The sequence below is a fragment of the Pseudomonas sp. GW458-11-26-14-LB4 genome (assembly GCF_059423925.1).
In genome coordinates this window covers 39,233-63,190 of sequence record NZ_JBWKYU010000002.1, presented here as the reverse complement: position 1 = coordinate 63,190, position 23,958 = coordinate 39,233, and the positions used below count along the sequence as shown (strand labels likewise).

General features: G+C 59.5%; 28 protein-coding genes and 1 tRNA gene. 10 read left to right on the top strand and 19 right to left on the bottom strand.

Annotated features, from left to right (window positions below; translation table 11 throughout):
• Positions 1-17 precede the first annotated feature (17 nt).
• The 7 genes from atzF to AC07XZ_RS02995 all read left to right on the top strand — a co-directional run bounded on the left by atzF (position 18) and on the right by AC07XZ_RS02995 (position 6,411).
• Positions 18-1,790 carry an allophanate hydrolase gene (gene atzF / locus AC07XZ_RS03025; RefSeq protein ID WP_102685952.1) on the top strand — a complete coding sequence of 591 codons (1,773 nt, stop codon included), beginning with the start codon at positions 18-20 and terminating at the stop codon, positions 1,788-1,790.
• A gap of 168 nt (positions 1,791-1,958) precedes the next feature.
• The gene (locus AC07XZ_RS03020) at positions 1,959-3,446 is read left to right on the top strand and encodes a sensor domain-containing diguanylate cyclase (RefSeq protein ID WP_102685951.1); all 1,488 of its coding nucleotides are present in this window, start codon (positions 1,959-1,961) and stop codon (positions 3,444-3,446) included.
• Positions 3,439-3,669, top strand: coding sequence for a cysteine-rich CWC family protein (locus AC07XZ_RS03015; RefSeq protein WP_102685950.1), 231 nt, complete (start codon positions 3,439-3,441; stop codon positions 3,667-3,669). The genes AC07XZ_RS03020 and AC07XZ_RS03015 overlap by 8 nt, the downstream gene beginning before the upstream one ends.
• Before the next feature lie 33 nt (positions 3,670-3,702).
• A complete protein-coding gene (locus tag AC07XZ_RS03010; protein WP_102685949.1) occupies positions 3,703-4,395 on the top strand; it encodes a pseudouridine synthase in 693 nt (230 codons plus the stop codon).
• Positions 4,396-4,711: 316 nt separating this feature from the next.
• Positions 4,712-5,596 carry an alpha/beta fold hydrolase gene (locus AC07XZ_RS03005; protein ID WP_102685948.1) on the top strand — a complete coding sequence of 295 codons (885 nt, stop codon included), beginning with the start codon at positions 4,712-4,714 and terminating at the stop codon, positions 5,594-5,596.
• Positions 5,597-5,766: 170 nt separating this feature from the next.
• A tRNA-Gly gene (locus AC07XZ_RS03000) sits at positions 5,767-5,840 on the top strand.
• A 31-nt stretch (positions 5,841-5,871) separates the two neighbouring features.
• Positions 5,872-6,411, top strand: coding sequence for a hypothetical protein (locus AC07XZ_RS02995; protein WP_146024009.1), 540 nt, complete (start codon positions 5,872-5,874; stop codon positions 6,409-6,411).
• Between the two features lie 852 nt (positions 6,412-7,263).
• Here the strand turns inward: AC07XZ_RS02995 and AC07XZ_RS02990 are convergent.
• A complete protein-coding gene (locus AC07XZ_RS02990; RefSeq protein ID WP_102685946.1) occupies positions 7,264-7,959 on the bottom strand; it encodes an SOS response-associated peptidase family protein in 696 nt (231 codons plus the stop codon).
• 99 nt (positions 7,960-8,058) lie between these two features.
• Here AC07XZ_RS02990 and AC07XZ_RS02985 point away from each other — a divergent pair, with 99 nt between their 5' ends.
• The 3 genes from AC07XZ_RS02985 (at position 8,059) to AC07XZ_RS02975 (ending at position 10,856) form a co-directional block, all read left to right on the top strand.
• A complete protein-coding gene (locus tag AC07XZ_RS02985; protein ID WP_102685945.1) occupies positions 8,059-8,490 on the top strand; it encodes a LexA family protein in 432 nt (143 codons plus the stop codon).
• Positions 8,477-9,757 (top strand): Y-family DNA polymerase, encoded by a 1,281-nt coding sequence (locus AC07XZ_RS02980; RefSeq protein WP_102685944.1) that lies wholly within the window; start codon positions 8,477-8,479, stop codon positions 9,755-9,757. Before AC07XZ_RS02985 ends, AC07XZ_RS02980 begins: the two co-directional genes overlap by 14 nt.
• Before the next feature lie 85 nt (positions 9,758-9,842).
• On the top strand, positions 9,843-10,856 hold the full coding sequence (locus tag AC07XZ_RS02975) for a hypothetical protein (RefSeq protein ID WP_102685943.1): 1,014 nt from the start codon (positions 9,843-9,845) through the stop codon (positions 10,854-10,856).
• A gap of 4 nt (positions 10,857-10,860) precedes the next feature.
• On the opposite strand, the gene AC07XZ_RS02970 is transcribed toward AC07XZ_RS02975, so the two are convergent.
• Genes AC07XZ_RS02970 through AC07XZ_RS02885 form a run of 18 tightly spaced genes read right to left on the bottom strand, consistent with a single transcriptional unit; the run spans position 10,861 to position 23,947 of the window.
• Positions 10,861-11,832, bottom strand: coding sequence for a hypothetical protein (locus tag AC07XZ_RS02970; RefSeq protein ID WP_102685942.1), 972 nt, complete (start codon positions 11,830-11,832; stop codon positions 10,861-10,863).
• Positions 11,805-12,509: a hypothetical protein gene (locus tag AC07XZ_RS02965; protein ID WP_102685941.1), complete on the bottom strand. Its 705-nt coding sequence runs from the start codon at positions 12,507-12,509 to the stop codon at positions 11,805-11,807. The genes AC07XZ_RS02970 and AC07XZ_RS02965 overlap by 28 nt, the downstream gene beginning before the upstream one ends.
• Positions 12,506-13,054, bottom strand: a complete 549-nt coding sequence (locus AC07XZ_RS02960; protein ID WP_102685940.1) for a baseplate complex protein — start codon at positions 13,052-13,054, stop codon at positions 12,506-12,508. Before AC07XZ_RS02960 ends, AC07XZ_RS02965 begins: the two co-directional genes overlap by 4 nt.
• Complete coding sequence (locus tag AC07XZ_RS02955; protein WP_102685939.1) at positions 13,051-13,974, bottom strand: hypothetical protein; 924 nt, start codon at positions 13,972-13,974, stop codon at positions 13,051-13,053. Before AC07XZ_RS02955 ends, AC07XZ_RS02960 begins: the two co-directional genes overlap by 4 nt.
• Positions 13,971-14,681, bottom strand: a complete 711-nt coding sequence (locus tag AC07XZ_RS02950; protein ID WP_102685938.1) for a DUF4376 domain-containing protein — start codon at positions 14,679-14,681, stop codon at positions 13,971-13,973. Before AC07XZ_RS02950 ends, AC07XZ_RS02955 begins: the two co-directional genes overlap by 4 nt.
• An 8-nt stretch (positions 14,682-14,689) precedes the next feature.
• Positions 14,690-16,372 carry a phage tail-collar fiber domain-containing protein gene (locus AC07XZ_RS02945; RefSeq protein WP_256590497.1) on the bottom strand — a complete coding sequence of 561 codons (1,683 nt, stop codon included), beginning with the start codon at positions 16,370-16,372 and terminating at the stop codon, positions 14,690-14,692.
• Positions 16,373-16,380: 8 nt separating this feature from the next.
• The gene (locus AC07XZ_RS02940) at positions 16,381-16,905 is read right to left on the bottom strand and encodes a phage tail protein (protein ID WP_102685937.1); all 525 of its coding nucleotides are present in this window, start codon (positions 16,903-16,905) and stop codon (positions 16,381-16,383) included.
• Entirely contained in the window at positions 16,898-18,070 is a 1,173-nt protein-coding gene (locus tag AC07XZ_RS02935; protein WP_102685936.1) for a baseplate J/gp47 family protein, read from the bottom strand. The genes AC07XZ_RS02940 and AC07XZ_RS02935 overlap by 8 nt, the downstream gene beginning before the upstream one ends.
• Positions 18,067-18,384, bottom strand: a complete 318-nt coding sequence (locus tag AC07XZ_RS02930) for a DUF2590 family protein (RefSeq protein WP_102685935.1) — start codon at positions 18,382-18,384, stop codon at positions 18,067-18,069. The genes AC07XZ_RS02935 and AC07XZ_RS02930 overlap by 4 nt, the downstream gene beginning before the upstream one ends.
• Complete coding sequence (locus AC07XZ_RS02925; RefSeq protein WP_102685934.1) at positions 18,381-20,366, bottom strand: phage tail tape measure protein; 1,986 nt, start codon at positions 20,364-20,366, stop codon at positions 18,381-18,383. Before AC07XZ_RS02925 ends, AC07XZ_RS02930 begins: the two co-directional genes overlap by 4 nt.
• 5 nt (positions 20,367-20,371) lie before the next feature.
• Positions 20,372-20,512 (bottom strand): DUF6890 family protein, encoded by a 141-nt coding sequence (locus AC07XZ_RS02920; protein ID WP_039013052.1) that lies wholly within the window; start codon positions 20,510-20,512, stop codon positions 20,372-20,374.
• A gap of 23 nt (positions 20,513-20,535) precedes the next feature.
• Positions 20,536-20,826, bottom strand: a complete 291-nt coding sequence (locus AC07XZ_RS02915; RefSeq protein ID WP_102685933.1) for a putative phage tail assembly chaperone — start codon at positions 20,824-20,826, stop codon at positions 20,536-20,538.
• Positions 20,823-21,338 carry a lysis system i-spanin subunit Rz gene (locus AC07XZ_RS02910; protein WP_102685932.1) on the bottom strand — a complete coding sequence of 172 codons (516 nt, stop codon included), beginning with the start codon at positions 21,336-21,338 and terminating at the stop codon, positions 20,823-20,825. The genes AC07XZ_RS02915 and AC07XZ_RS02910 overlap by 4 nt, the downstream gene beginning before the upstream one ends.
• Positions 21,338-21,871 carry a lysozyme gene (locus tag AC07XZ_RS02905; RefSeq protein WP_102685931.1) on the bottom strand — a complete coding sequence of 178 codons (534 nt, stop codon included), beginning with the start codon at positions 21,869-21,871 and terminating at the stop codon, positions 21,338-21,340. Before AC07XZ_RS02905 ends, AC07XZ_RS02910 begins: the two co-directional genes overlap by 1 nt.
• Positions 21,868-22,164 carry a hypothetical protein gene (locus AC07XZ_RS02900; RefSeq protein WP_025111125.1) on the bottom strand — a complete coding sequence of 99 codons (297 nt, stop codon included), beginning with the start codon at positions 22,162-22,164 and terminating at the stop codon, positions 21,868-21,870. The genes AC07XZ_RS02905 and AC07XZ_RS02900 overlap by 4 nt, the downstream gene beginning before the upstream one ends.
• Positions 22,161-22,373 (bottom strand): TraR/DksA C4-type zinc finger protein, encoded by a 213-nt coding sequence (locus AC07XZ_RS02895; protein WP_102685930.1) that lies wholly within the window; start codon positions 22,371-22,373, stop codon positions 22,161-22,163. Before AC07XZ_RS02895 ends, AC07XZ_RS02900 begins: the two co-directional genes overlap by 4 nt.
• Positions 22,373-22,825, bottom strand: a complete 453-nt coding sequence (locus tag AC07XZ_RS02890; protein WP_102685929.1) for a phage protein — start codon at positions 22,823-22,825, stop codon at positions 22,373-22,375. Before AC07XZ_RS02890 ends, AC07XZ_RS02895 begins: the two co-directional genes overlap by 1 nt.
• A gap of 6 nt (positions 22,826-22,831) precedes the next feature.
• A complete protein-coding gene (locus AC07XZ_RS02885) occupies positions 22,832-23,947 on the bottom strand; it encodes a DUF2586 domain-containing protein (RefSeq protein WP_102685928.1) in 1,116 nt (371 codons plus the stop codon).
• Positions 23,948-23,958: the final 11 nt, after the last annotated feature.

Here is a 23,958-nt window from a genome sequence, read left to right as displayed (position 1 = left end):
TGCCAAAGGATCAACCCATGAATCTGCAACTCGATGCCCTGCGCCAGGCCTACCGCTCTGGCGACACCACACCCCGGCAATTGCTGTTGGCGTTGCGGGAAAAAGCCGCTGCGCTGAACCCGGATTATCACCTGTTCATCCACCTGCTCAGCGCCGAGGAAATGGAGCCTTATCTGGCCGCCCTCGACGGTCGCGATCTCGACAGCCTGCCGTTGTATGGCGTGCCGTTCGCGATCAAGGACAACATTGATCTGGCCGGTGTCCCGACCACCGCTGCATGCCCGGCGTTCGCCTACGTACCGGAACGTTCGGCGACCATCGTCGAGCAGCTGCTGGCGCTGGGCGCGATTCCGCTGGGCAAGACCAATCTCGACCAGTTCGCCACCGGCCTCAACGGCAGCCGTTCGCCCTATGGCGTGTGCCCGAACAGCGTGTTGCCGGAGTATCCGTCGGGCGGTTCAAGCGCCGGCTCATCGCTGGCCGTGGCGCTAGGCGTGGCCAGTTTCGCGTTGGGCACCGACACCGCCGGCTCCGGCCGGGTGCCGGCGGCGTTGAGCAATCTGGTTGGATTGAAGGCCAGCAAAGGCCTGATCTCCACCGCCGGCGTGCTGCCGGCCTGTCGCACGCTCGATTGCGTCACCACGTTCACCGCAACGGCGCGGGAAGCCAGTCAGCTACTGGCGCTGACCGCGCGCCTCGATCCACGGGACGAATACAGCCGCAGCAATCCGTCATGGAACGACGGCTCCGCGTTCGGTGCGCCACGGCCGTTTCGCTTCGGTGTACCGCGTGCGCAAGACCTGGAATTTTTCGGCTGTGAAGAAGGCCCGCAGCTGTTCGGCGACGCCATCGACTGTCTGAAAGCTCTGGGCGGTGAAGCGGTCGAGCTGGACTTGTCGCCGTTCCTCGAAGCGGCGCGGTTACTTTATGAAGGGCCTTGGGTGGCCGAGCGCTACAGCGTGGCCGGCGAATTGATGGAAGAAAATCCCGCATCGGTGCTGCCGGTGATCCGCGCGGTGCTGGCCAAAGCACCGGCCGTCAGCGGCGTGCAGACGTTCCGCGCGCAATATCGCCTGCAAGCGCTGAAAGCCGTTTGCGATAAAGCACTGGAAGAACTCGACTGCGTGCTCACGCCCACCATCGGTCGTCCGGTGACGCTGGAGGAACTGGACGCCGAACCGGTGCTGCGCAATTCCGAACTGGGCTACTACACCAACTTCATGAACCTGCTCGATTACGCCGCCGTCGCCGTGCCCAGCGGTTTCATGGCCAACGGGCTGCCGTGGGGCGTGACGCTGTTTGGCCGGGTGTTCACCGATCAGTACTTGCTGGGTGTTGCCGATGCCTTGCAGCGCCAGCAGGATCGCGCGCTGCCGACGCCGAACAATCCGGCGCGCCATGACCGTGCACGACTGGTGGTCTGCGGCGCGCATCTGGACGGGCTGGCCCTGAACTGGCAACTGCGCCAGCGCGACGCACGCCTGATCGAGGCCACCTACAGCTCGAAGGACTACAAACTCTATGCCCTGGCCGGCGGCCCACCGTTGCGTCCGGGGATGCTGCGCGTGGCCGAAGGTGGCGTGGCCATCGAGGTGGAAGTCTGGGAATTGCCGAGCCGTGAGCTGGGCTCGTTCCTGACCGGCATCCCGGCGCCGCTGGGCCTGGGCAAGGTGCAACTGGCGGATGGCCGATGGGAAAGCGGATTCATCTGCGAACCTTACGGTCTGGAAGGTGCAATCGATATCAGCCACTTGGGTGGTTGGCGAGCGTATCTGCAAACCGGAAACTGATCCGAACACCGCCCCCCTCTCGTTCCGGGAGGGGGCTGGATGAGCGAGCCATTCTCCAGACACCCCTGCCCGGCTGATCCCCCCGCATTTCAGGCACAAATCCCGCAGTCTTTTCCCCGCCGTGCCACTAGAATGCTGCCCATCGGGTCACTGTCAACGGAATTGCCAATGCCGCTCAGATCTGCGTTTCACTCCCAACGTTCGCTGGTACTGACCCTCGTCGCCCTCCTCGGCGCAGGTTTCCTCGCCACCTCCCTGCTCAGCTACTACGCCTCGCGGGCATCGATCCGCGACAACATCGTCAACACCGAACTGCCGCTGACGTCCGACACGGTGTACTCGGAAATCCAGAAAGACCTCGTCAGACCGATCCTGATTTCCTCGATGATGTCCCGCGACACCTTCATGCGCGACTGGGTGGTGAACGGCGAGAAAGACAGCGACCAGATGACCCGTTACCTCGACGAGGTCATGACCCACTACGGCGCCTACACCGCGTTCTTCGTCTCCAACAGCACCCACACCTACTACCACGCCAAGGGCGTGCTCAAGCAGGTGAAAATCGACGAACCGCGCGACGCCTGGTACTTCCGCGTACGCGATATGAAGGACCCGTACGAGATCAACGTCGACCCGGACCTGGCCAACAAAGACAACATGACCTTCTTCATCAACTACAAGGTCTACGACTACAACGATCGCTTCATCGGCGCCGCCGGCGTAGGGCTGACGGTGGACGCGGTGATCAAGCTGATCGACAAGTACCAGCAGCGCTATCAACGCAGCGTTTACTTCGTCGACACCTTCGGCCGACTGGTCTTGACCGGCGCCGAGGGCGGGCCGGAGGGGGCGCCAGTCGGGAAAAGCCTGAACGACCTCGACAGCATGAAAAGCCTGGTCAGCCAATTGCCCAAACCCCACAGCGGCAGCTATGAATATTCCACCCACGGCCAAGGACATTTCCTCAACGTGCGGTTTATTCCAGAGCTGAACTGGTACTTGTTCGTCGACAAACGCGAAGACGGCGCGCTGAGTGAAATCCGCCAGTCGCTCTATCTCAATCTGCTGATCTGCCTGCTGGTGACGTTGATCGTGCTGGCCCTGGTCAACCGCTTGATCCGCCGCTATCAGGAAAAGATCCACGCCCAGGCCACCCTCGACAGCCTCACCGAACTGCCCAACCGCCGCGGCTTCGACCTGCTCGCCGTGCAAGCGCTGCACGAAGCGCACCGTGAGCCGAAACCGCTGACCGCGCTGCTGCTGGATCTGGATCACTTCAAAGTCTTGAACGACACCTACGGGCACATGGCCGGCGATCAGGTGTTGATCGGGTTCGCCCGGGACCTACAAAGCTGCCTGCGACATTCCGACATCGTCTGCCGTTGGGGCGGTGAGGAATTTATCGTGCTGCTGAAGGACACCGACGGCGAGACCGGTCAGAAGATTGCCGAGAAGATCCGCCAGCACGTCGAACAGCATGAATATGCCTACAACGGTCACACCCTGAATCTGACGGTCAGCATCGGCGCCACCACCCTGCAACCGGATGACACCTTGCACAGTCTGCTGTCCCGGGCCGATCATGCGATGTACCGGGCTAAACAGACCGGCCGTAACCGCACCTGCGTGGAAATGCCTCACTCGACCTATGCCTGACGCCAAGAACACACCTGACCTCTGCCCGGCCTGCGGCGCCCGCAACGACTGCAGCCTGGCCGACCCGCGCACCGCCGACCGCGCCTGCTGGTGCTACGGCGTTTCCATCGATCCGGCAGTGCTCGAAGCCCTGCCGGCGGAACTGCGCGACCAATCCTGCCTGTGCCCGCGCTGCGCCCAGGTCGAGGCGCAACTGCAAGCGGCCAAGCCGTCGATCCCGTAAGATGCGCGCCCCGCTTCCTGCCGATTCCTGATCATGCGCGTCGACCGTTTCCTCAGTAACCTGCCCCGCTACAACCGCAAGCAGGTTCGCCTGCTGCTGGTGGAAAAGCGCGTGCGCATTGACGGAAAAGTCGTCAGCGACCCTCACAGTGAAGTCCTGGAATTCAGCCGCGTCGAAGTCGACGACGAAGTGCTGCAAAGCGGCAAAGCGGCGCGCTACTTCATGCTGCACAAACCGCAGGGCTGCGTCAGCGCCACCCGCGACCCCGAACATCCGACCGTGCTCGACCTGATCCACGAGCCGGACAAGGACGACCTGCACATCGCCGGACGCCTCGACTTCAACACCACCGGATTGATGCTGATCACCAACGACGGCAGCTGGTCGCGGCGCCTGACCCAGCCGCAGACCAAACTGCCGAAGGTCTATTACGTCGAGACCGAACAGGAAATCGGCCCGGAATATGCGATCAAGTTCGCTGAAGGGATCTACTTCGCCTTCGAAGGCCTGACCACCCAACCGGCGCAGCTGCAAGTGCTCGGCCCACGAACGGCGCGGCTGAGCATCGTCGAAGGTCGTTACCATCAGGTGAAGCGCATGTTCGGTCACTTCAACAACAAAGTGTTGCGCCTGCACCGCGAATCCATGGGCCCGCTGCCGCTGGATCACGCGCTAAAACCGGGCGAGTACCGCGCCTTGCGCACCGAAGAGATTCATTTGTTCTAAGCAGCCGACCGCTCAGCAGAAGTTGTCGAACAATTTACCAACGGCACTTGCGCGATCCGGATCCCCCTGCTTGAATCAGGTCGTCGGCCAAATTGTGACCGATAAGTCACACATAACATCCAAGAAACTTTTTGTCGGTAGACAGCCCATCAGGGCTGCGCCTCAGCCGGCAGACTGCCCGCCAATAACAACACCCGTCGACCTGCCGTACCGGATCGACATGGGCCACAAAATTCCAGGCATATGCCTACCTGTCACAAAGCTCGTGCAATCTCATTTGCGCGCATACCCGCTTGCTTGCCAGGAGTCTTATGACATGAGGCCAGAAATCGCTGTGCTGGATATACAGGGTCAGTATCGGGTTTACACGGAGTTCTATCGCGCAGACGCCGCAGAAAAGACCATCATCCTGGTCAACGGCTCGATGGCCACGACTGCGTCGTTTGCACAAACCGTGAAAAATCTGCACCCGCAATTCAACGTGGTCTGCTACGACCAGCCCTACGCGGGCAAGTCGAAAGTCCACAACCGCCACGAGAAACATCTGACGAAAGAAGTCGAAGGTCTGATCCTGCTGGAGCTGATCGATCACTTCGCGGCCGAACACGTGCTGTCGTTCTCCTGGGGTGGCGCTGCGACCATGGTCGCCCTCGCGCATCAGCCTCGGCGCATCGAAAAAGCCGTGATCAGCTCGTTCTCGCCAGTAATCAACGCGCACATGCTCGATTACCTCGAACGCGGCGTCGAATGCCTCGGCAAACGCGACGGCGATCGGGTCGGCCACCTCGTCAACGACACCATCGGCAAACACCTGCCGTCGCTGTTCAAGCGCTTCAACTATCGCCACGTCAGCAGCCTGGCCGAGCACGAATACGGGCAGATGCATTTCCACATCAACGACGTGCTGCACAGCGACCGTCAGTGCTATCTGAACGCGGCGAAGAAAATCAACGTGCCGGTGCTGTTCATGAACGGCGAATGGGACGAGTACACCGCCGCTGAGGATGCGCGCCTGTTCGGCAGCCACGTGGCGCAGAGCACCTTCACCACCCTGCAGGCCACCGGGCACTTCCTCGACATGGAACACAAATCGGCCTGCCGGGACAGCCAGAACGCCCTGCTCGGTTTCCTGAAACCGGCGCAACAGGCCAGCCGAACGCGTTACCAGTTTGTCCAGGATCACCATGCATTGGCCATTTGAAACAGTGTCGTCGCGAGCAAGCCTGCGGGGCTGAGATTAAGCCGTCCTCCAGCCCGCAGCGCTTGCCCGCGATTGACCGATTTCGGCTCTGTTTCAAGACTTTCCGTAGTTCGCGTGCAAAGAAAACTTCAAATCCGTGGCCGAGTCTGGTACAAAGTCAGCCGCTCTGAGCGGGTGTCGTATAATGGCATTACTCCAGCTTCCCAAGCTGATAACGAGGGTTCGATTCCCTTCACCCGCTCCACTGTTTTCAAGGCCTCCAGCGGTGCATGTACATGACTGCAATCAACTGGGGGCCGTATTGGGGGCCGTATCTCGTGTCGTTAGATAAAAGCACCCCGCTAAATACCCTCCCGTTTTCAAGCAAACACGGTGATCTGTTCTCGAAACACTTCGATGAATCGGTCGACGAGCAAACGATGATTCTCAAGGCTCACCTGCTTGTAGAAGAGATGCTAAGGGACTTCTGTATCAGTTCAGTGGTCTCCCCTCAACATCTACTCAATGCACGGCTCTCCTTCAGTCAAACCGTCCATCTTGCCCAAGCACTTTTTGTTCTCCCTACCGCAGGCCTCTACATGTGGCCCCTGGTTAAGCACTTGAACAAGATGCGGAATTTGATGGCCCACGAACTGGAACCGAATGCCGCGAAGTACGACGAGTGCCACCAAGCAATCCTCTCGATCGTTCAGAACAGAGTAGGTAACGACCCAGACGCCTCCAGGTACGAAAAGCTCGGTAGCTGCCTGAGCTTTTTATGCGGAAGCCTCTCAGCGGCATTGCAGATTTCATTGTCGATGGCTAAGGAATCATGATTCCAACCCCTTTATAGGTGCCAATCCTAAAATTTGTAGGGGGCCAAAAAACAGTAATATTAGTAATATCCCCTCCGAAAAACAGCCACAGCCCTCATAGATAAAGGCTTCCAGAGCTTTTGGGGAAAGGCGATATTTGAGCGATAGGAAGGCGATAGTATTACCCTTCTATAAAGCTATATTTCTATTCTTTAAAACCCAATGAATCCGGGGGTTTGGCAGAAATATTACATCTCATATCGCTTCGTATTACCTTCCCTTGTAATACCGAAGGGCAGTAAAACCGGGGCCTCCAGACCCATTGCCACCCCCATATAGCTGATATCGCTCTTTTTGAAACGACCACCCTCCCCTTAAGAATCAATCTCAATAAACGAAGCTTTTTCATGGAGCCTGGGTCGGTTGCATGAAGGAAAAACTGATCGTCGATCGTGTTCAGTTCTGTGAAAACTATCAAACACTCCACTGCCCCCGTCAGTCGTGGCCTGCAGGGAACTAGCCTGCCCTCGTCCCCCGCCAAATCTCCGCCCAAAAAAGATCGTGCGCGTTTTTGAAAATCCATCGAAACCCACGTTTTCAAAGTTTTCGTCCAATGAAACCGGGGGTTTCATCGCTAGCCCGCCCTTGACTGCCCCGAGTACCGCCGTGCAACCGCGCTGCATTTCCCTTCAAAACCTTGCACAAAAAGAAATGGCCGATCCCCTGCAAAGCCCCACGGCCCGCCTGGGCTGCAGGTTCGTTTGCACTACATCCGGATTTGCACAAAAACAGGACACAAAGCCCGTCGGCGGGAGGGGGATAAGTGCTTTTTCTCCTGATTTTTTATGCAGTGTCGACTTTTGCGAGGCAGCGTCATTCCCGTGAAAGTGGATTGACGAGCTGCGGTCCTTGGTTGCGGACGTTGCCAACAGCCCGGTCAACTTCGAACCATTCAAAATCCTGCGTAGGCCTACACATCTCACGGGCAATTTCCTTTGCACGCTGCGGGCTCAGATCCGGCTCCAACCACTCCCGTGCCGCATCAGGACTCAACACCAGCGGGCGCCGATCATGGATGTCCACCATTCCTTGGTCACTGGCCGCCGTAATGATCACGTACCCATCCTGCTCATGGGGTTCGAGCCCTGGCGTCACTTGCGCAAGCGCCCCGAAAAACATCGGCACCTTGGACCTCAAACGGATGTAGTAGGGCTGCTTCTTCTTTGGATCGAGCGGATCTTTCACCCACTCAAACCAGCCGTTTGCCGGCGCGATGGCTCGCCCGTTAGGCCAGAGTTGCTTGAAGAATTTCCCGGTGGTGACGGTTTCCACCCGGGCATTGATGGGGTCTGGGCGTTTCCCTTTTGCCCAGAACGGCGACCATCCCCAGCGCACCTTGTCGATGCTTAACCCTTCTTCCACGGGACGAATGATTTGTACACGAGTGGTAGGCGCCACGTTGTAGCGCTCGATTGGCCACAGGTCATATCCGTTGATCACCAGCTGCTCGGGCGCGAGCTCCCGAAGGTAATGATCCATTGACTCGTAAACCGAATAGCGGCCGCACATGATGTCACCCGTCGAAATTTCCTACATACAGCATTGACCGCGCACGAGCCTGCTAGTTTACTGTTTAAATATACAGTTAATCTCCTTCAGGTTCGCATCATGAGTGTCACCATTCTCGGCCCACTGTCAGAAGGGGGCGCAAAGCTCCCGTTGTTCTCGTCCCGCGTTCCGGCCGGCTTCCCGTCACCGGCGGCTGATCACGTTGAAAAACACATCTCCCTGGACGAGCTTTTCGAGATCCGCGCACCACACGTCTACCTTGCCAAGATCGAGGGCGACAGCATGCAGGGCGCCGGCATCTTCTGCGGCGACCTGGTGGTGGTCGACCGCAGCCTGACGGCCGAGCACGGAGACATTGTCATCGTCGGGCTTAACGCAGAGCCCATCTGCAAGCGTTTGCACATGCGCGATGGCGCCGTCGTTTTGATGTCGGCCAATAGGAAATATCCTCCGCGTTTTGTCATGGAGGGTGATGAACTCGTCGTATGGGGCGTTGTCACCTACAGCGTGCGCGACCATGCCCGCTCGTGATCAGGTTTTCGCCCTCATCGACTGCAACAGCTTCTACGCAAGCTGCGAGCGGGTCTTTCGCCCAGACCTTGCCAAAACCCCAATCGTCGTCCTAAGCAACAACGATGGCTGCGTCATCGCGCGCAGCTACGACGCCAAACCCTTCGTGAAGATGGGCGCTCCCTATTTCCAGATAAAGGACACGCTACGCCAGCACGGTGTCCAGGTGTTCAGCAGCAACTACGCGCTGTATGGCGACATGAGCGAACGCGTCATGACGATCATCGAATCGCTGGTGCCCGCCGTGGAGGTGTACAGCATCGACGAGGCGTTCGCTGATTTGACCGGCATCCCTGGTGACCTGACCGCGTTCGGCAGAACGATCCGCGCCACCGTCTACAAGGGAACTGGCATCCCGGTCGGCGTCGGCATCGCCCCGACGAAAACCCTGGCGAAACTCGCCAACCATACCGCCAAGCGGCTGCAAGCCCACACGGGAGGCGTCGTGGATATCTGCGATCCCGCGAAAAAGGATTGGGTGTTGCGTAACACCGACGTAGGTGAAGTCTGGGGCGTCGGGCGCCGGATGAAAGCTCACCTTGAAACCATGAACATCAAAACGGCGATGGACCTGGCAAAGGCTGATCCTTGGACGCTCCGCCAGAAATTCAGCGTCGTGATCGAGAAAACCGCGCGTGAACTCTCCGGCACCTCGTGCCTGGAACTCACCGAGGCCGAGCCCGCCAAGCAAGAGATCTGCAGTAGCCGTATGTTCGGCAAACGCCTGACCACCATCGAGCCGATCAAGGAAGCAGTGGCCACGTATGTGGAAAGGGCGGCAGAAAAGCTGCGCGCCCAGCATTCATTGTGCAAGAAAATCCGCGTCAGCATCCGCACCGGCATGTTCAACCCCGAGGAAGCCAAATACGCCAGTGGCGCGCTGGTTGAACTGCCATACCCCACCAACGACGTGCGGCTGTTGACCAAAGCGGCGGTGGAGGCAGTCAACCGCCTGTTTCGACCGGGCTTCAAATACAGCAAGGCAGAGGTGCTGCTGATGGATTTGCGGCAACCTGGTGAGTTTACCGATGACCTTTTCGCCCAGTCCCAGCCAGCGGCGGCGAAAAAGGTCATGGAGGTTTTGGATGAGATCAATCAGCGGTGGGGCCGAGGGACACTTCGCACTGGAAGTGTTCCGGCAGCGCCCAATTGGGGCATGCGGCGTGAGATGATGAGTCAGAGTTTCACGACTAGGCTTGATCATCTGTGGATCGTGAAATGCAATTAATAGTTTTCGTAAATCTTGTTATGTTCAAGCGACGTAACGAAAACTTGAATCAGATTCGCTTTGCTTATAATGGAGATTACGCCACATGGAATATTTGGGTTTAATATGCGCCATCTTATTACCAACGATAATCCCCGTTGGCATAGCGTCACTATTAACCCGGAAAAGGATAGGCCATACCGGTCATAAAGTATTCAGTTTAAGATCCGAGGAAGGTCTGTGGCGGCAGCCCGCATTCTGGCTAAGCATTGCGGTACCAGTATGTTACTTCTGCTCGTTTGGCATCATCGCCTGGCAGGGCCATACAATAGATTTGTCTAGTGAAGGACTTATCAAATTTATCAACATCAGCGCATTGCCGCTAGGGTTACTCTCTGCATCCATCCCCCTTTCTGTAATCGTGGCGAGTTTCCATTCCACAGAACAAACCGCCAAACAGATTTTGATAACGCAGCAAAAAAATAACATTGAATCCTTTTATACGCACAGGAACGAAATGTTTAGCTATTTTGATCGTGTTGGAGAGTTGAATTATTTCAACCGATTCACTGCAAAAAACCGAATACACCCAAGAATGCATAAAATTTTCTTCAACGGAACGCCTGACCAAGGGGTGCCAACTGTGAACGAAGAAGCTTTCGATGAGATTGAATCCCTAATAAATTCATCGCGGCTTTTTATTCACATGACGTTGACCACTGAAGATATGGAAATGCTGGTGAGCGCCTACGTTCTCAATGCATGCAATAGTCTTCACCAGCTAATAAGACGTCTAAATTTAACTGAAGTAATCGACATGCTAGAAGTTCGCGGCCGGCCTGTATATTTAGAGACGAAAGACGAAGAAGGGTTAAAAAAATACTTAACCATTGGCGACTGTACGGATGATATGGTCGCCACGCACCGGTATGCTCGTGCTTTTTTCAGAAATTTATGCGATTTCTCCGGCCGCAAGTACGATGATATAAACCATCCGACTTACAGCTACTTTGAGACTGGCGGACAATATAGAAATATAAAACAACCGATGAATGTAGAGCACTTCCATGCCATTTTGCTGCCAGACATGAACTTTGAACTTATGAAAAGAGGATGGTGAATTATCAGGCGGTGACTGCTTTTAATCGTGTCGACAATTCCTTCGCTTTCGCAGAGTCCGCAATAAATAATGCAGCGTTGGTCGGTACAGGGCTGGAGGCATGAGAATGCGTTGCTATTTGACTATTCATTTGCTCCAGCAGATCGAGTGTGTCACAGACAATTTTAAATAGGTTCACTCCCTCGGAACCAATCCAGTTTTTCGGCGCTTGTATCCGCTGTGCCACTGCGGCCACACTCTCACGCAAGCCTTCTATCCGCTCCTGCATATCACCGCCCACCGTGGCGTTGTGTTTCTGCCCCACAACCAGGTTCAGATCCCGCCCAGTCGCCTGGTGCAGGTCGTCCACCGCCGCCAGGCTCGCCGACCCGCCCGACAGCAGCTTGAGCGCGCCCAGCGCCTCGATCTTTTTCACACCACCCACCGTCTCCGTTGAATGGTCGTCGACGGCCCGCGTGTGGCTCTGGAACTGCTCGCGGTTGTCCAGGGCTTCCACCTCACGCTCGATCGCGTGATCCCGGATCTTGCCATCGGTCTGGCGTAACCAGTTGCCGTCCGCGTCGACGCGTTGCTGCACCGCATCGCTTTGCTGCCAGACCTGGTGCCCGTTGGGCACCTTCGGCATGGTCAGGCCGTGGGGCAAGATCGATTGAATGTAGGGCTTGTTTGGCAGGCCGTAGGCGAAACACACCACCACCCGCGTGCCTTCCTCTGGAAAAGCGTAAATGCCCATTTCCTCGCCACCGGTGGGCAGTGGCAGCGGGACGCCGGTCAGCGGCGGCATTGCCGGATCTGGCTCGTCGTCGGCGCCCAAGACTTCAATATCCACGGCATAGCGTGGACGGAAGTCGTCGCAGATCCCTGCATCCGCCGGCGCATCGGCCACGGCGGTGACGCGGGCGAAACGCGGCAGGTGATACCCGCCGGTGAGTTCGGGAAATTGGCGCTCTACAGCGCGGCGGATTGCGTCTTCCATCGGATGGCCATCTGGTCATTGGCGAGTGCCACACTAGTGACACGTTCGCCGGCGTTGATCGTTGCACCTGGTCGCAGGCCAGGAAGGGCCGCCACCATCGCGCTCTGGTTGCCCTGGTAGCCGTCGAACAGCTCCGTGGGGATCTGCAGCGCCACCCGGGCGCCAAAAAAACTGTCGGCCCAGCTGCCGGCGAACACTTCGCCGTTGCCCAGCTGGTGCCAGGTGAAGTCGGGAATACTGAACACGCGGGCCAGGCTGTCCATGGCCTGGTATCCGGCAGCAAGGCTGTAGAAGAACGGTGCCTTCACGCCGGCGTAAGGCCGATCGGGAACGCGAAAGCGCAGGCCCGTCTGCTCGCTGATGGCAGCCAGCACAGCGCGCAGATCGACATGACGCAGGTTCAACGGCAACGGGTTGGCCAGCACAGCAGCCAGCTCACGGCAGAACAGCACCTGCTCTTTGGCATTGGCGGCCGTGCAACGCTCGACGTAGCCGATGAAGTGACGCTGCAGCGTGCGGTCGTTGTAGCCGATATCCAGCGTCACCATCCCTTTCAGCGGCTCAGCAGACTGAACGGTGAAGTTCGCCCGCCCGGGACTGGTGGCGTCCAGCCGAACGTCTTCTTTGACCAGACGAACAGGCGCGCCATTGATCGACAGAACTTTGTGCAGTTTCACGTCTGCTCACTCCCGCCCAGCCACTTGTCCACACGGCCCAGCACCTTTTCAAAGCCGCTCAACTCCGGGTTGTCGCTCGAACCTGAGTTACTACTACCTTCACCGACCGTGCTACCCGGGGCGCCCTGGGCGTCGACCTTGTTGCCGGCACGCCGACCCTCGACCTTTTCCGGGTTCGACTCGCGCTCGCTCAGCGTGAACTGCACCAGCCAGGCTTTCAGGTTGTCGGCTTCCCGGGCGCTGATGCCTTCGGAAAACTCCACCTGGCGCACGCCGAACGCCTCGGCGGTGTCGTTCACGACGCGATAAAGATGCAGCTCGCCGCCGCTCGCCGTGGCTTCGGCCAGACGCATCAAGTCAGTCAGATGCACCCGATCAACGAAGGGGATCATCAGCGAGACGGCCAACGTTTTGGGCTTAAAACCCTTGTGCGCCTTGTCGGTGTTGCTGGTCTGCCCCGACATGTCGCCGCTCTCGATGCGTAGATTTCCGGTGACCTTGAGGTTCTTCCCCTGGACTTTTTGCCCGTCGAGCAACAGCGTCATAGACCCACCAGCTCCCGTACAAAACTCAACCCCTGTTGTGTGCCCACCAGCAGCAGGCCGGCGCATTGCACCCACTCATGCCCAGGAGCATCACCGCTCAGCAGCTCCCGGCGCAGCTCGCTGGAGTTGCCCGGGCCAATCAGGCGCGCCCGTATACTGACGTCGGGGTTACCACCAGCCAGCAGGTTTTTCAGTTCAGCCAATTGTTGATCCCGCCCCTGTTGCTGTGTCGCCTTGCGAGCGGCCAGCGCAGCCAAATCGCCCAACGGCGAACTGTCGGCGGCGTAACCCTCAAGCACGGCCAATTGGCCGGCCATCGATTGCTTGGCAGCTTTGATTACCGTGCAGCGCTCCAAGGGCAGCCCTTGCCAGCGCGGCAGCGGGCCGGCGCTGGGGATCTCCCACTTGTCGCTCTCAAGTTTCATCAGGTGCTGGGCGCGCCGCTCCGTGCGTACCAGGTCGGGAATCGGCAACAACGCGTTGAACCGCGACAGGCCGCTGGCCAACTGTTCCAGGCGCGTGCCCAGGAACAGAAGCGACAGCGCGTATTGCTGCCCCGCCGGACGACCGGAGTCGGTCGCGTCTTCCAACTTTCTGGCCAGGTGTTCCAATACGTTCGGCGCCGACAGGAAACGCTGGTAGCCCGTGCCCTGGCCGATGCCGCTCTGGAATGGCGTCACCACAAGGCACGCGGGCACCTGACCCAACTGCTCTGTCAGCGCCGCCCGTCCGGCTTCAATGGCGCCTTTGGCGGCATCGCCGACCGGCCCCGGGTTGGTGATGGCCAAACCGTTCAGGCCGGCGAGGCGCTGCACGGTGCTGGCAAGCTCGCCGCCGGCCAGATCCTTAGCCGCCGATAGCTGGCCCATCCATTGCGTGGCCTGCTCCGGCCAGCGCATCGTCACCGGTGCCCAGGTCATGCCGGCGGCGTCCAGGTGATGGCTTTCATTGCCTTCAAATCACTGGTGGTAAGCGCTTGCTCGAGCTGCTGCTTGAGGTGGTTCGCCTGCTGCAGCAGCTGCATTTTGAAGTTATTGAAGTCATCACTGACCTGGCGAAGCTGGACAAAAGAATGAGAGCGGAACGCCTTTACGCCTTGTTTGTCTCGGCACGGAAATAGACTGTCCTGTCCTGCGAGAATGGCGCCAGTCAAGTTCAACTGGTCATCCAACTCGCTTCCGTACTGGTGCGGTCTACCTAGTGCCGTCGACCAGAATCCGCCCGTAATCGCACTCAAACACTTAGCGCTCACTTCAGTGCTTTTTTCCTGGTAAAGGCGTTCCAGCAGGCTGTTCCGGTCGTCCACCCACTGGCCGTTCTCCCACACTTGGTTCGGCCCTGGCTTGATCGTGGTGAACTCCGCCGGCAGTGGGCCAATGTCGTGGTAAGTACAGGGACTGGCATCGTCCGTACGATAAATAGTCTCCCGACGCCAGTCCTCACGGATTTTCCAAGCTTGCCCTTGAAAAACGGCCACCTGACGTTCACCGACTTCAGGCGCCGGAATCAACGTTGCACCATACGGTACAAGCCATCCCCCCAGTGTTAAAGGATCCGGATCTGCCAGGCCATGGCCGAGCAGTTCCGCCGTCTGTGGGTGAACGTGGTAAATCACAGGTGCATTCATGGCTAACCTCAATACTTCAAACACGCCAGCAAGGCGGTGTTTCGTGGACGTATGCTGTGGCGGACGACGGAACTGGAGCCTGTGAGGCTCAGAGGGACGGAAAAGTAATTGCTCGTGACCACTTGCACCGGGCTTTCATAACCCTGGGCGCCGAATAGCTGCCCATCGCTCAGCACACCAGTGGCGGCAGGCGTTACTAATACGGCAGTGGTCGAGGTGTGACGGGCAACGCCCATTGAAGGCAGCAGCGTGCCGTCCTGTGCTGTACCGAAGCCACGTCCCGGATCGATGCCACGTGATTCGTCCCACGCGCGGAGAAACTGAGAACGCAGGTCAGGGCCACGGAAAATGTCAGGCCCCAAGTCGGCGTACTGAATTGCACCCGGTACCCAGCTCTCTGGCGGTACAACCAAACCATTGTCCTGGGCATAGGACCAAAGCCCGTGATAGCTGGTCTTGCTCAGCGTCTGGCCGTTCGCTTTGAGTGTTCCGGGACGTGGTGTCTGGGCTGAATGCAGAATGACCGAACCCACTTCAATACTGCGATAGCGCTCGTGTGCAGCGATCCACTCCATCAACCCAAAGGGCTGGACGAAGATCACCGGTTCTTTCTGTACAGTCGGCACGGTGCTGTACAGACCAACCTTAAAGCTCAGTGCCTGATACAAAAGAGCCTGCGCCTCCGCCAGTGCCTTGGTGGTCGCAAGAATCTCCGAGCTGTCCGACTTTGAGTCATCACTTTTAGCGTTAGGCAGATTGCCTAACCCCACGTCGTCCTTGGTGGTGGCTCGGGCACGCAGCTTGGGATAGTCCCCTGTCCGAGCGGCAAAGTGACTCACCAGCGGCCCGTCGATTGGCTCCACTGATCGCCGGTCAGTGAAAGTGTTGTTATTGACGATATCGGCAATTGGCACGCAGTAATGACGCGTGCCGGTGCTGTCGATGTAGTCCTGCAGGTCAGCCGCGAACACCACTTCCCAACTCGCCACCACGTCGCTGAATTCTCGCTGCAGTGCGAGATCGATCCAGGCTGTGCATGGAAACGCCTTTGGCACGACCGGCAACACCATGGCTCGGGTGAGCCTGATCCCTTCGATATAGGCCGTCCCAGGCTTGAGCTGATACACACCGGCGACCTTCTCCAGCTGGAGAGCCGAGCCGAGGAAGCACGCCCGGCCAAACACATCGCGATTGCTCAGTCGTTCGCGCTCGTCGATACCGCTCAGGCGTACGGTGAAGTCATGCTGCCAAGTGCTGGCATCAATCGTGATGCCGGTCAGCATCTGGGCGCCGTCGAAGGCCACCAAAAAGTTGCGCGTCAAGTTGTTGCCGACCTGCAGCGGCGGAATGTTCCGGCGCTTGATCTGCAGCGGCACGTACGCCACGGCGAACAAGATCCCTTCGGCGGTTTCGAGGCCAATCCAATTGAAATCCCAGTCGCCGATGTCCGAACCGATTTGCGAGCTATACACGACCTGGTTCGGGTTTACGTAACCCGCGTTTTCCTTGGGGATCTCATACACATGAACGATTTGCGCGGCCACGGGCTTCGGCGCTGCTCGATCCACCGGCCCGCTGGAATCCAGACCGGGTACGTTGGCAAAAATGAAGCGGGTGACGTCGAGGCCCTGCTGCGCGACATGCTTTTGCGCAATCAGGCTCTCGCCGGCGAGGGTGATGCTGGCTCCCATGGATGCTCCTAAAGGCTGGCAACCAGCGTTTGCTGGTCGTCGTTAAAATCGACCAACGCGATACGCAGCGGCACCGGGGTAATGGTCACGAAGTCATAGCGGCGGCACGTGCGGCTGTATTGCTGGATCAGGACACGCAGCAGCTCGGGGTTTTGCGACAGCTGGGTATCAGAGAAACGCAGCAGCACCACGTCCCAGTCCCTTTCGGGCATACGCTCTTCGATCTCGACGTACCCGACACCGAGGCGCTGCAGGATGCGTTTCATACCCGCAGTGCTGCCGGCATCTACGGCGTTGATAAAGGCGAACTTCACGCGCAGCCGGTAGAGGGCTTCGGGTTCGCCCTTGAATCGTGTGATATCCCGTTGCCAAGCCAACAGATCGAGCACGGTTGGATGGCACGTCTCGGCGTCCAGTTGCAGCAGGGGCCAGCGAAGCCAATCCTCCACCGTCGTCCACCAGGCTTGCGCGGCGGCGGTCAGTTTCTGCAGCTCCTTGCCATCCAACCAAAAAGGCAGACCGATCTTAATCATGCGCGATCACCTCCAGACTCTGGATCCGAGGGATGTTCAGTTCGGACAGGATGTCGTTGTTGCTGAAGTGCAGGGATTCGATGCCAGGGAACTGCAGGTGCAACTCTTCGCCAAGACGGCTGAAAGAGAAACGCGACTGGGGATAGGTCAATGTCGGTTGGTAATCGCTGGTGGTGCTTTCGCGAAAGGCCGCCCGAATGAACAGCTCAATTTCATTCAGCAACGCCCGTTTTTGCACCTCAGACAAGGTCGGACGTGGCCAGATAACTACACTCAGCGTGTGCATCGTCTCCGGCATCACCATTACCAGCAGATCATCGCCATGGCCGTGGTTGCCTTGGTCACGGATGTGAGCGTTGATTTGCTCCAGGTACGCCGCCGCTGGCACATCGGCGTCAAACAGTACATAGGCGTTCGCACTGCCTGGGCCACGTGGCGCGTCGTGCTCAAAATACACGCCGTCAGGCCTTACGCCTGGGAAGGCAGCAATCATGGCTCGGTACACCGCATCGGTGTGCCACTGATTGACGGCCGAAAACTGATTGCGCACACGCAAACGCAGCTCGTCGTTAGGCTCGCGATCGGCGCCAGGACTGGACAGCCAATTATCGGCGTTGATCACTTGAACAACGCCGGGAATCGGCGCTGGTAGAACCGCGTAATAACCCGGGGCGAGATTAAAACCACTGCCCACGTCTAGCGCTTCGACTGGCACTTGTATCTGCAGGACACCTTCGGTGAAGCTGCCGATTGCAGTGGTGGCCAGTTCGTAGATGTGGCCATTGATCGACGCCGACTGCACAACGGTTCCAAAGGGAATTTCTAATCCACCGCTGGCACCGCTGCGGGTGAACAGCAAGTGTCCTGCGGCCTTGGTCGCGCCTTTGCGTTCGACATTGACCGCCCAAGCCAGCATATCCAGCCAAGCATCCATCGCCGTTTTCACAAAGAAGTTCGGCAAGACGGTCATGCACAGGAAGTCCAACAGCCAAAGCACCGGTTTGGTGGCCAGCGCGGTCATCACCCGCCAGAACGGCGAATAACTGCTGGTGTTGGCCACTTTCGCGCCCTGGGCTTCAACTTCCTTTTCCCACTCAGCCTTCAACGCCGCCTCAGTGGTCGGGATGCCGGCATCGGCGATCACCTTTTTAAAATCGACGCTCACAGACTTACCTCGATCGATCCGAACTTCAGGGTTTTGGCGGTCACCAGGTAAACGCCTGGTTCCTGTTGGGTGATGCGTGCCGTCCCCGGCACTAGGCGCACGTCGCCCTCCACCAGCAGTTCCATCCGCTGGATGCAGTCGCGCTGACGCAAGCGATCGCGCTCGGCCACCAGCGTCACCAACAGCCCGCTGTCGCGGATCATGTGGGCGATGTCCTGGGCGATGCAGGCACGGTCGTCGACCAGCAGCGGCTGGTGCGACAGATCCAGCGCCAGGTCGTTGTCGACGATGAGCAGATCCACGTACTCGCTCATCCGCCTACCGCCATCGCAACCATGTTTTCCATCTCCAGCGGCGTCATCTGCTTGCCGGTGTTGATAGTCACGTTCTCCACATGCGTGCCCTTGTTCTGGCTGCTGTTGTTGTTCTGGATGCTGGTCAGCAGGCCGCCCGCCGGCACGGCAGACGGACGCGCCGGCGACAGGCTTGGAATGGCCGCATTGATGGTCTGTTGGGCTTTCTGCGCAGCGTTGGCGGTGTCGGAAGCGCTGGCAGCGGCGTCGACGCCTGGCACCTCGGGCATACCGCCGAAGCGCGCTTCGATGTTCACGCCCGGGATACTGTTCAGCAGCTCGATCACGCCGTTAACGGCCTTGGTGAAAATGCCGACGATGCTGTCCCACGCGGCCTTGGCCATGCCCGACCAGCCGCCCATGGAGTTAAACCAGTCGGAAAGTTTCTGCAGCTTGTCGGCGACGAACTGGAACGCGGCCGTGTTCATCAGGGCGCTCGTCCACTCCTTCCAGAAGAAGACCGCCGCCACAATGACCGCCACCAGGGCGACGATCCCGACCACGATCCACACCACCGGGTTGGCCAGCAGCGCCGCGTTGACCAGCCAGATCGCGCCCTGCCAGAGCATCATGGCGCCGCGAATCAGCGCCAAGCCAGCGCTCAGCGTGTAGATCACGGCGACGTAAGCAAGGATGGCCAGCTTCTGCAGGATGAACACCGCGACGGTGCGCAGGCTGAACAACTGGACGACTTTCCAGACGGTCAGCATTCCCAACCAGGTCATGCGGGCAATGCCCACCACCATGGTCAGCGCCGACATCGCGGCAACGATGCCCATGATTGTCAGCGCGGTGATGCCGATCACGCGAGTGATGTTCGGGAACAGCTGCGACCAGCGCACCAGGGTTTTACCGATGTCCACCATCTTGGCCATGAACGGCGACAGCACCGGGATCAGCACCTGACCGAACACCACTCGCATGACTTCGACCAGGGACGCCCACTGTTGCCACGGGTCAACCATCGCCCGGGCCATCTGCTCTGCGTTCTCCAGCCCTCGCACCTTGCCCAGTTGCTCGATGCCGTTGCGCAGCCGATCGGTATCCTTGGCCAGCGCACCGATCACCTGGGCACCTTCGCCGCCGAAGGCTTCCATCAGCTTGGCGCCGGCCGACGCGCTGGTGAGGTCACCGAACTTGCCCTGGAGCTTGTCCAGGATGGTCATCATCGGCAGCACCTTGCCCTGCTGGTCGGTGAACTTCATACCGAGCTTTTCGGAGGCGGCGCCGATGTTTTCGAAAAACGCCTTGTAGCGTCCGCCGGCGTCGCCGCCCTCCATGGTGCTGCTCAGCGTGCCGATCACCGCCATCTGTTCGGCCAGGTCGACGCCGGAAGTCGTGGCGATCGCCCCGGCTTCCTTGAAGGCGTCTTTCATGGCTGCGCCGCTGGTGCGGAACAGCTGCACCGCCAGCGCCGTCTGGCCGCCGAGCTTTTCGACCCACGCGCCCTTCCCCATCGCATCGGCTTGGGACTTCTGCAGGTTGTAGAGCGTGCCGACGTATTCACCCATGGTTTCGGCGTCGGTCTTGGTGGCCTTGGCCAGCAGGTTGCTGGTGTTGGTGAAGGTGGCCAACTGATTGCCGGCCAGTCCCTTGATGGCGCCCTCGATGAGGTACGCGGACGCCACAAAGTCCTTGGCGTTTTCCCCGTAGTTCACGGCGAACTCCAGCGACTTGGCATTGAGCGCAGACAGCGCGTCCTCAGCCACGCCCAGCGATCGGACGTCGCCCAGGGCGCGATTGACCTCCAGCGCCGGTTCCATGGACTCGCGAATCGCGACCACACCCGCCGTCAGCCCGCCAAGGCCCAGGCCGATCGTCTTGATGTGCTTTTCGCTTTGATCGGCAAGCTCGGAAAAGCCCATTTTCACCTTGCCCAGGGGCGCGGTGACCTTGTCCTGCAAGCTGAGAATGAAAGCCAGGCTGGCGCTACGGTCTGCCAATGTCGTTACCCGTTCAGCGCAAGGGCGATGCCGTTAGCCACGGCAAATTCCATGCGTCTCCAGTGTTCGTCCTCCAGCCACTTGGCCGTCCCCATCGCTTCGGGCGTGGGTTCGGCACCAGGTAGCCAGCGGTTCGTCAGGGCCATCAGCTGGCCCAGGCCGTTTTCGCTCAGGCGCTCAGCGTGCTCGAGCGCTTTTTTACGATCACCTCAACGTTGGGCGCGTATTCCTCCAGCAGCGCGCCGGCGAGCTGCATCACCATCACCGGGTTGCCCAGCAGCGGTTTCAGTACGGCTTTTTGATCCTGCAGCACGGTGGTCATCAGCAGGTTGTTGCCCGGGGCGACCTTGTTGGTCTGGGTCAGGGCGTTGAAGTACTTGGTCACGTCCGCTGGGGACAAGTTGAAAGTGAATTCCTGTTCGCCGACTTCCAGGGTGATTTCGGTGTTTTGCTGGCTCATGGGGTATCGCTCTTTTTGAGGTTGGGAAAAGTGGTGTCCTGGGGCGCCGGCGATCGCCGGCAAACGCCCAGGGCGTATTGCTGCAGTCCGACGATCATTTGCCGGCTTTGGGCGAGTTGATCTCGGAGGGTGAAATAATCCTGTCGAGCGTCTGCTGAGAGTTCGGCGCGTCCTGCATCAGCCACGCGGGCGGTGCCGGCGGTGGCGGACACAGATCCGGAGGCGGGACAGGTGGCGCTGACGTACAGCCGGCCAGTGCCATCGCCAACAGCGCGGCGCAGGCGTTCGTTTTCAGTTCGTGCATCGGTCAATTCCTTGGTGTTTCGTTGGTCGATCGCGTCCCGCTCGGCGAGCATTTCGCCGCTGATGCGTGCCGCTTCGCGCAGGCCGCTGGCCTCCCATTTCGCGCTGTCGCGCTCGCGCCTGGCTTCGTCGCGCTGGCCTTCGAGCGTGTCGAAACCGATCCAGGTGACCAGGCACAGCACGACCAGGAACAAGGCTTCGCGCAGCATCACAAGCCCTCCGCACACAGCCGGAATTCGGCCAACCGGCGGTTGTGCAACCCAGGCACAAAGCGCTTCTGGCCCTTGGCATCGGTCACAAAGGCCCATACCGGCGTCTTGCCGTCCGGCGCCCATGCCAGGGCTTTGCAGCCCTCGGCGATGCGACCGGCGTTGATAAGCGCGACCGCTCGACTTGCGCAGGTGCTGGTCACGCCGAAGTTGTGGCCGTGACTGGTGAGGGCGTCGAACGTGTTCTGGCCCACGCTCGGGTTGGTGATGCATTCGGCCAACTGCAGCTGCGTTTTGCGGATCACCAACTGCTCCACCTCGGCGCACTTGGCGGGCGACCAGTAGTCGCCGACCACGACCGGGTACGGGCTCGTAAACCGGGTGATGCCCTTGCAAACCGTGGGCAGTCCGCCGGCGAGCTTGTCCGCGTAAACGGTGTTCTGGCCGTTGCCTTCCCAGGTACCCAGGAAGATCACCAACGGGGTGCTGGCCAGCGCGATCACGCCGGCCATGATCCTGCCGCGCAGACTCATGGGAACCACACGCGCAGCAGTGCCGGCACGACCATCTGCAGCACGGCGCCAACCAGCGTCAAAATCGTGAGCAAGCGCCCGACCTTGGAGCCGATCACGTTGACCGCCAGGGTCAACGCCTGCTGGCCCTTGTTCAGTTCCTTGAGCTGGCCAGTCATGTTTTCGAATTGCTGCTCAAGCTTGGTCACGCGAGTCGGCACGGTGTCGTGACGACCTTCAAACTCGTTCATACGGTGCTCGATCACGGCGAGTTGCCGCTCCAGCGTTCCCAGACGCGAAGTTTCAGTGGTCATCGGCGTTTACTCTTCTCGACGTCCGTCTGGCATGGGACGCACCGGGTTATGCCACCGTGCGCCTGGCGCGCCGGCGGGATTGGTTTGTCGCAGTCCTGGCAATGGGTCAGGCTCGGCCCGACCGGCACGGGCTTGCTCAGCTGGGCCTTGATCGCCTGGTCACGCTGGCGTTGCTCCAGCTCCTGGGCGCGGTCGAACCAGTCCACCATCAGCGCAGCCCCTCGGTTTCGGCAGCGGCCAGGTACGGCACGCCGTTGATGCGGATGAAATCCGGACTGGTGACGTCGAACGGAACCTTGTGTTTGCTCTTCTCGCCGCCCTTGGGATCGATCGACAGCAGGCTGGAGACCTTCACCCGGCAACCGAACGCTTCCACGCGCATTTCTTCATCCTCGCCGGCCTTGGCGAAGAACACCGAGTCGAAGGGTTTCAACTCGCGGAAACTACCCGCCGAGCGGGCGGCATCCACCAGCAAGTTGAAATTGGTGCTGTCCAGTTCCAGTTCGCCGGCGGCGGCGACGTCGCCGTCCACGTAGCCGTCCGGCACACCACGGGTTTGGGCCACTGCCGAGTTGTCGGTAATGTCCAGGGTGCAGCTTTCAACGTGCAGCGCGATGTCGCCCAGGTTTACGTCAAAGTTCTTGCCGCCAATCTTTGCCATGGGGCGTTACTCCGTTTTGTCGGTGGAAAGATCCAGGGCAATGTTCGCCGTGAGGTCTTTCGGGCAGTTGTGGGGTTTGAGCTTGATGTAGGCCGCGACCTTGGTTTTCGTCAGCCAGGTCAGCACCAGGTCGCCGTCCTTCGGCGGCTCGATGTCGCCGGGGAATACCTGACCCGCGAACGTGGTGGACTTGGCCATGGCGCGCAGTGGCGCCATCAGCTGGTTGGTGTTGACGGCCATGCTGTTGGGGGTGTTGTTCAGTCGGCGATCGGCCACGCGGCGAATCAGCAGCGGGCGGATCTGCCGAGCAGCCTTGTCGGTGATGCGCAGGTACTCCACGACCTGAAAGTCACTGCCGGCGGTGTCCAGCATGTTGCCGTCGCCCCAGTACACGCCCGGGTAGTCTGGATAGGTCTGCGAAACCGAGTAGCGCGCCCGATCCAGCTCGCTGCGCACAGCCGAGGTCAGCGGGACTTTTTCACCATCGACCGGAACAGGGCCGAGGCCCAGCACGGCACCGGTGGCCACCCGCATCGGGCTGTCAGCGATGCTCACGGAAGCATTGGCCAGGCGACCGGCCAGCACGCCCAGGTCATTGCCGTGTAGCTGCGGTACGACCAACACACGCGGCGCGGCGAGGTTGGCCAACAGCGCTTTGCGTTCGCTGACGTACTGCGCCCAGGTCTGTTCGGCGGTGACGCCAGGCGCGGACGCGATGACGAACACGCGGCGTCCGTAGGTATTGTTCAGCGCGACCGCTGCGTCATGCATCGCCGACAGCTCGGCGGCAGCGGTCACCGGTTTGGTAATCACCACGGCTTCCACGGAGTAACCCTGCTGCTGGGCTTTCTCCAACGCCTCATCCCATTTGCCCTCGGCGCCGATCGGAGCCGCGACACATGCCCAGCGCTGGCCACCGTTGAGACGGGCGGCGGTGATTTGAGTTTTCAGGTCGCTGGCCGGAACGCCCAGTTCGGCGTCCAGATCGCTGTCTGTGTTCAGCGGGAGGATCTGGCCGACGTTCTTGCCGGCAGGGCCGATGAAAAGAAAGTAACGCTCAATCTCGCTCACAGGCCCCTGGCCCAGGTTGAGATTGTCGACGGTGACTTGACCGAGTGCCATGCAGTGCCTCG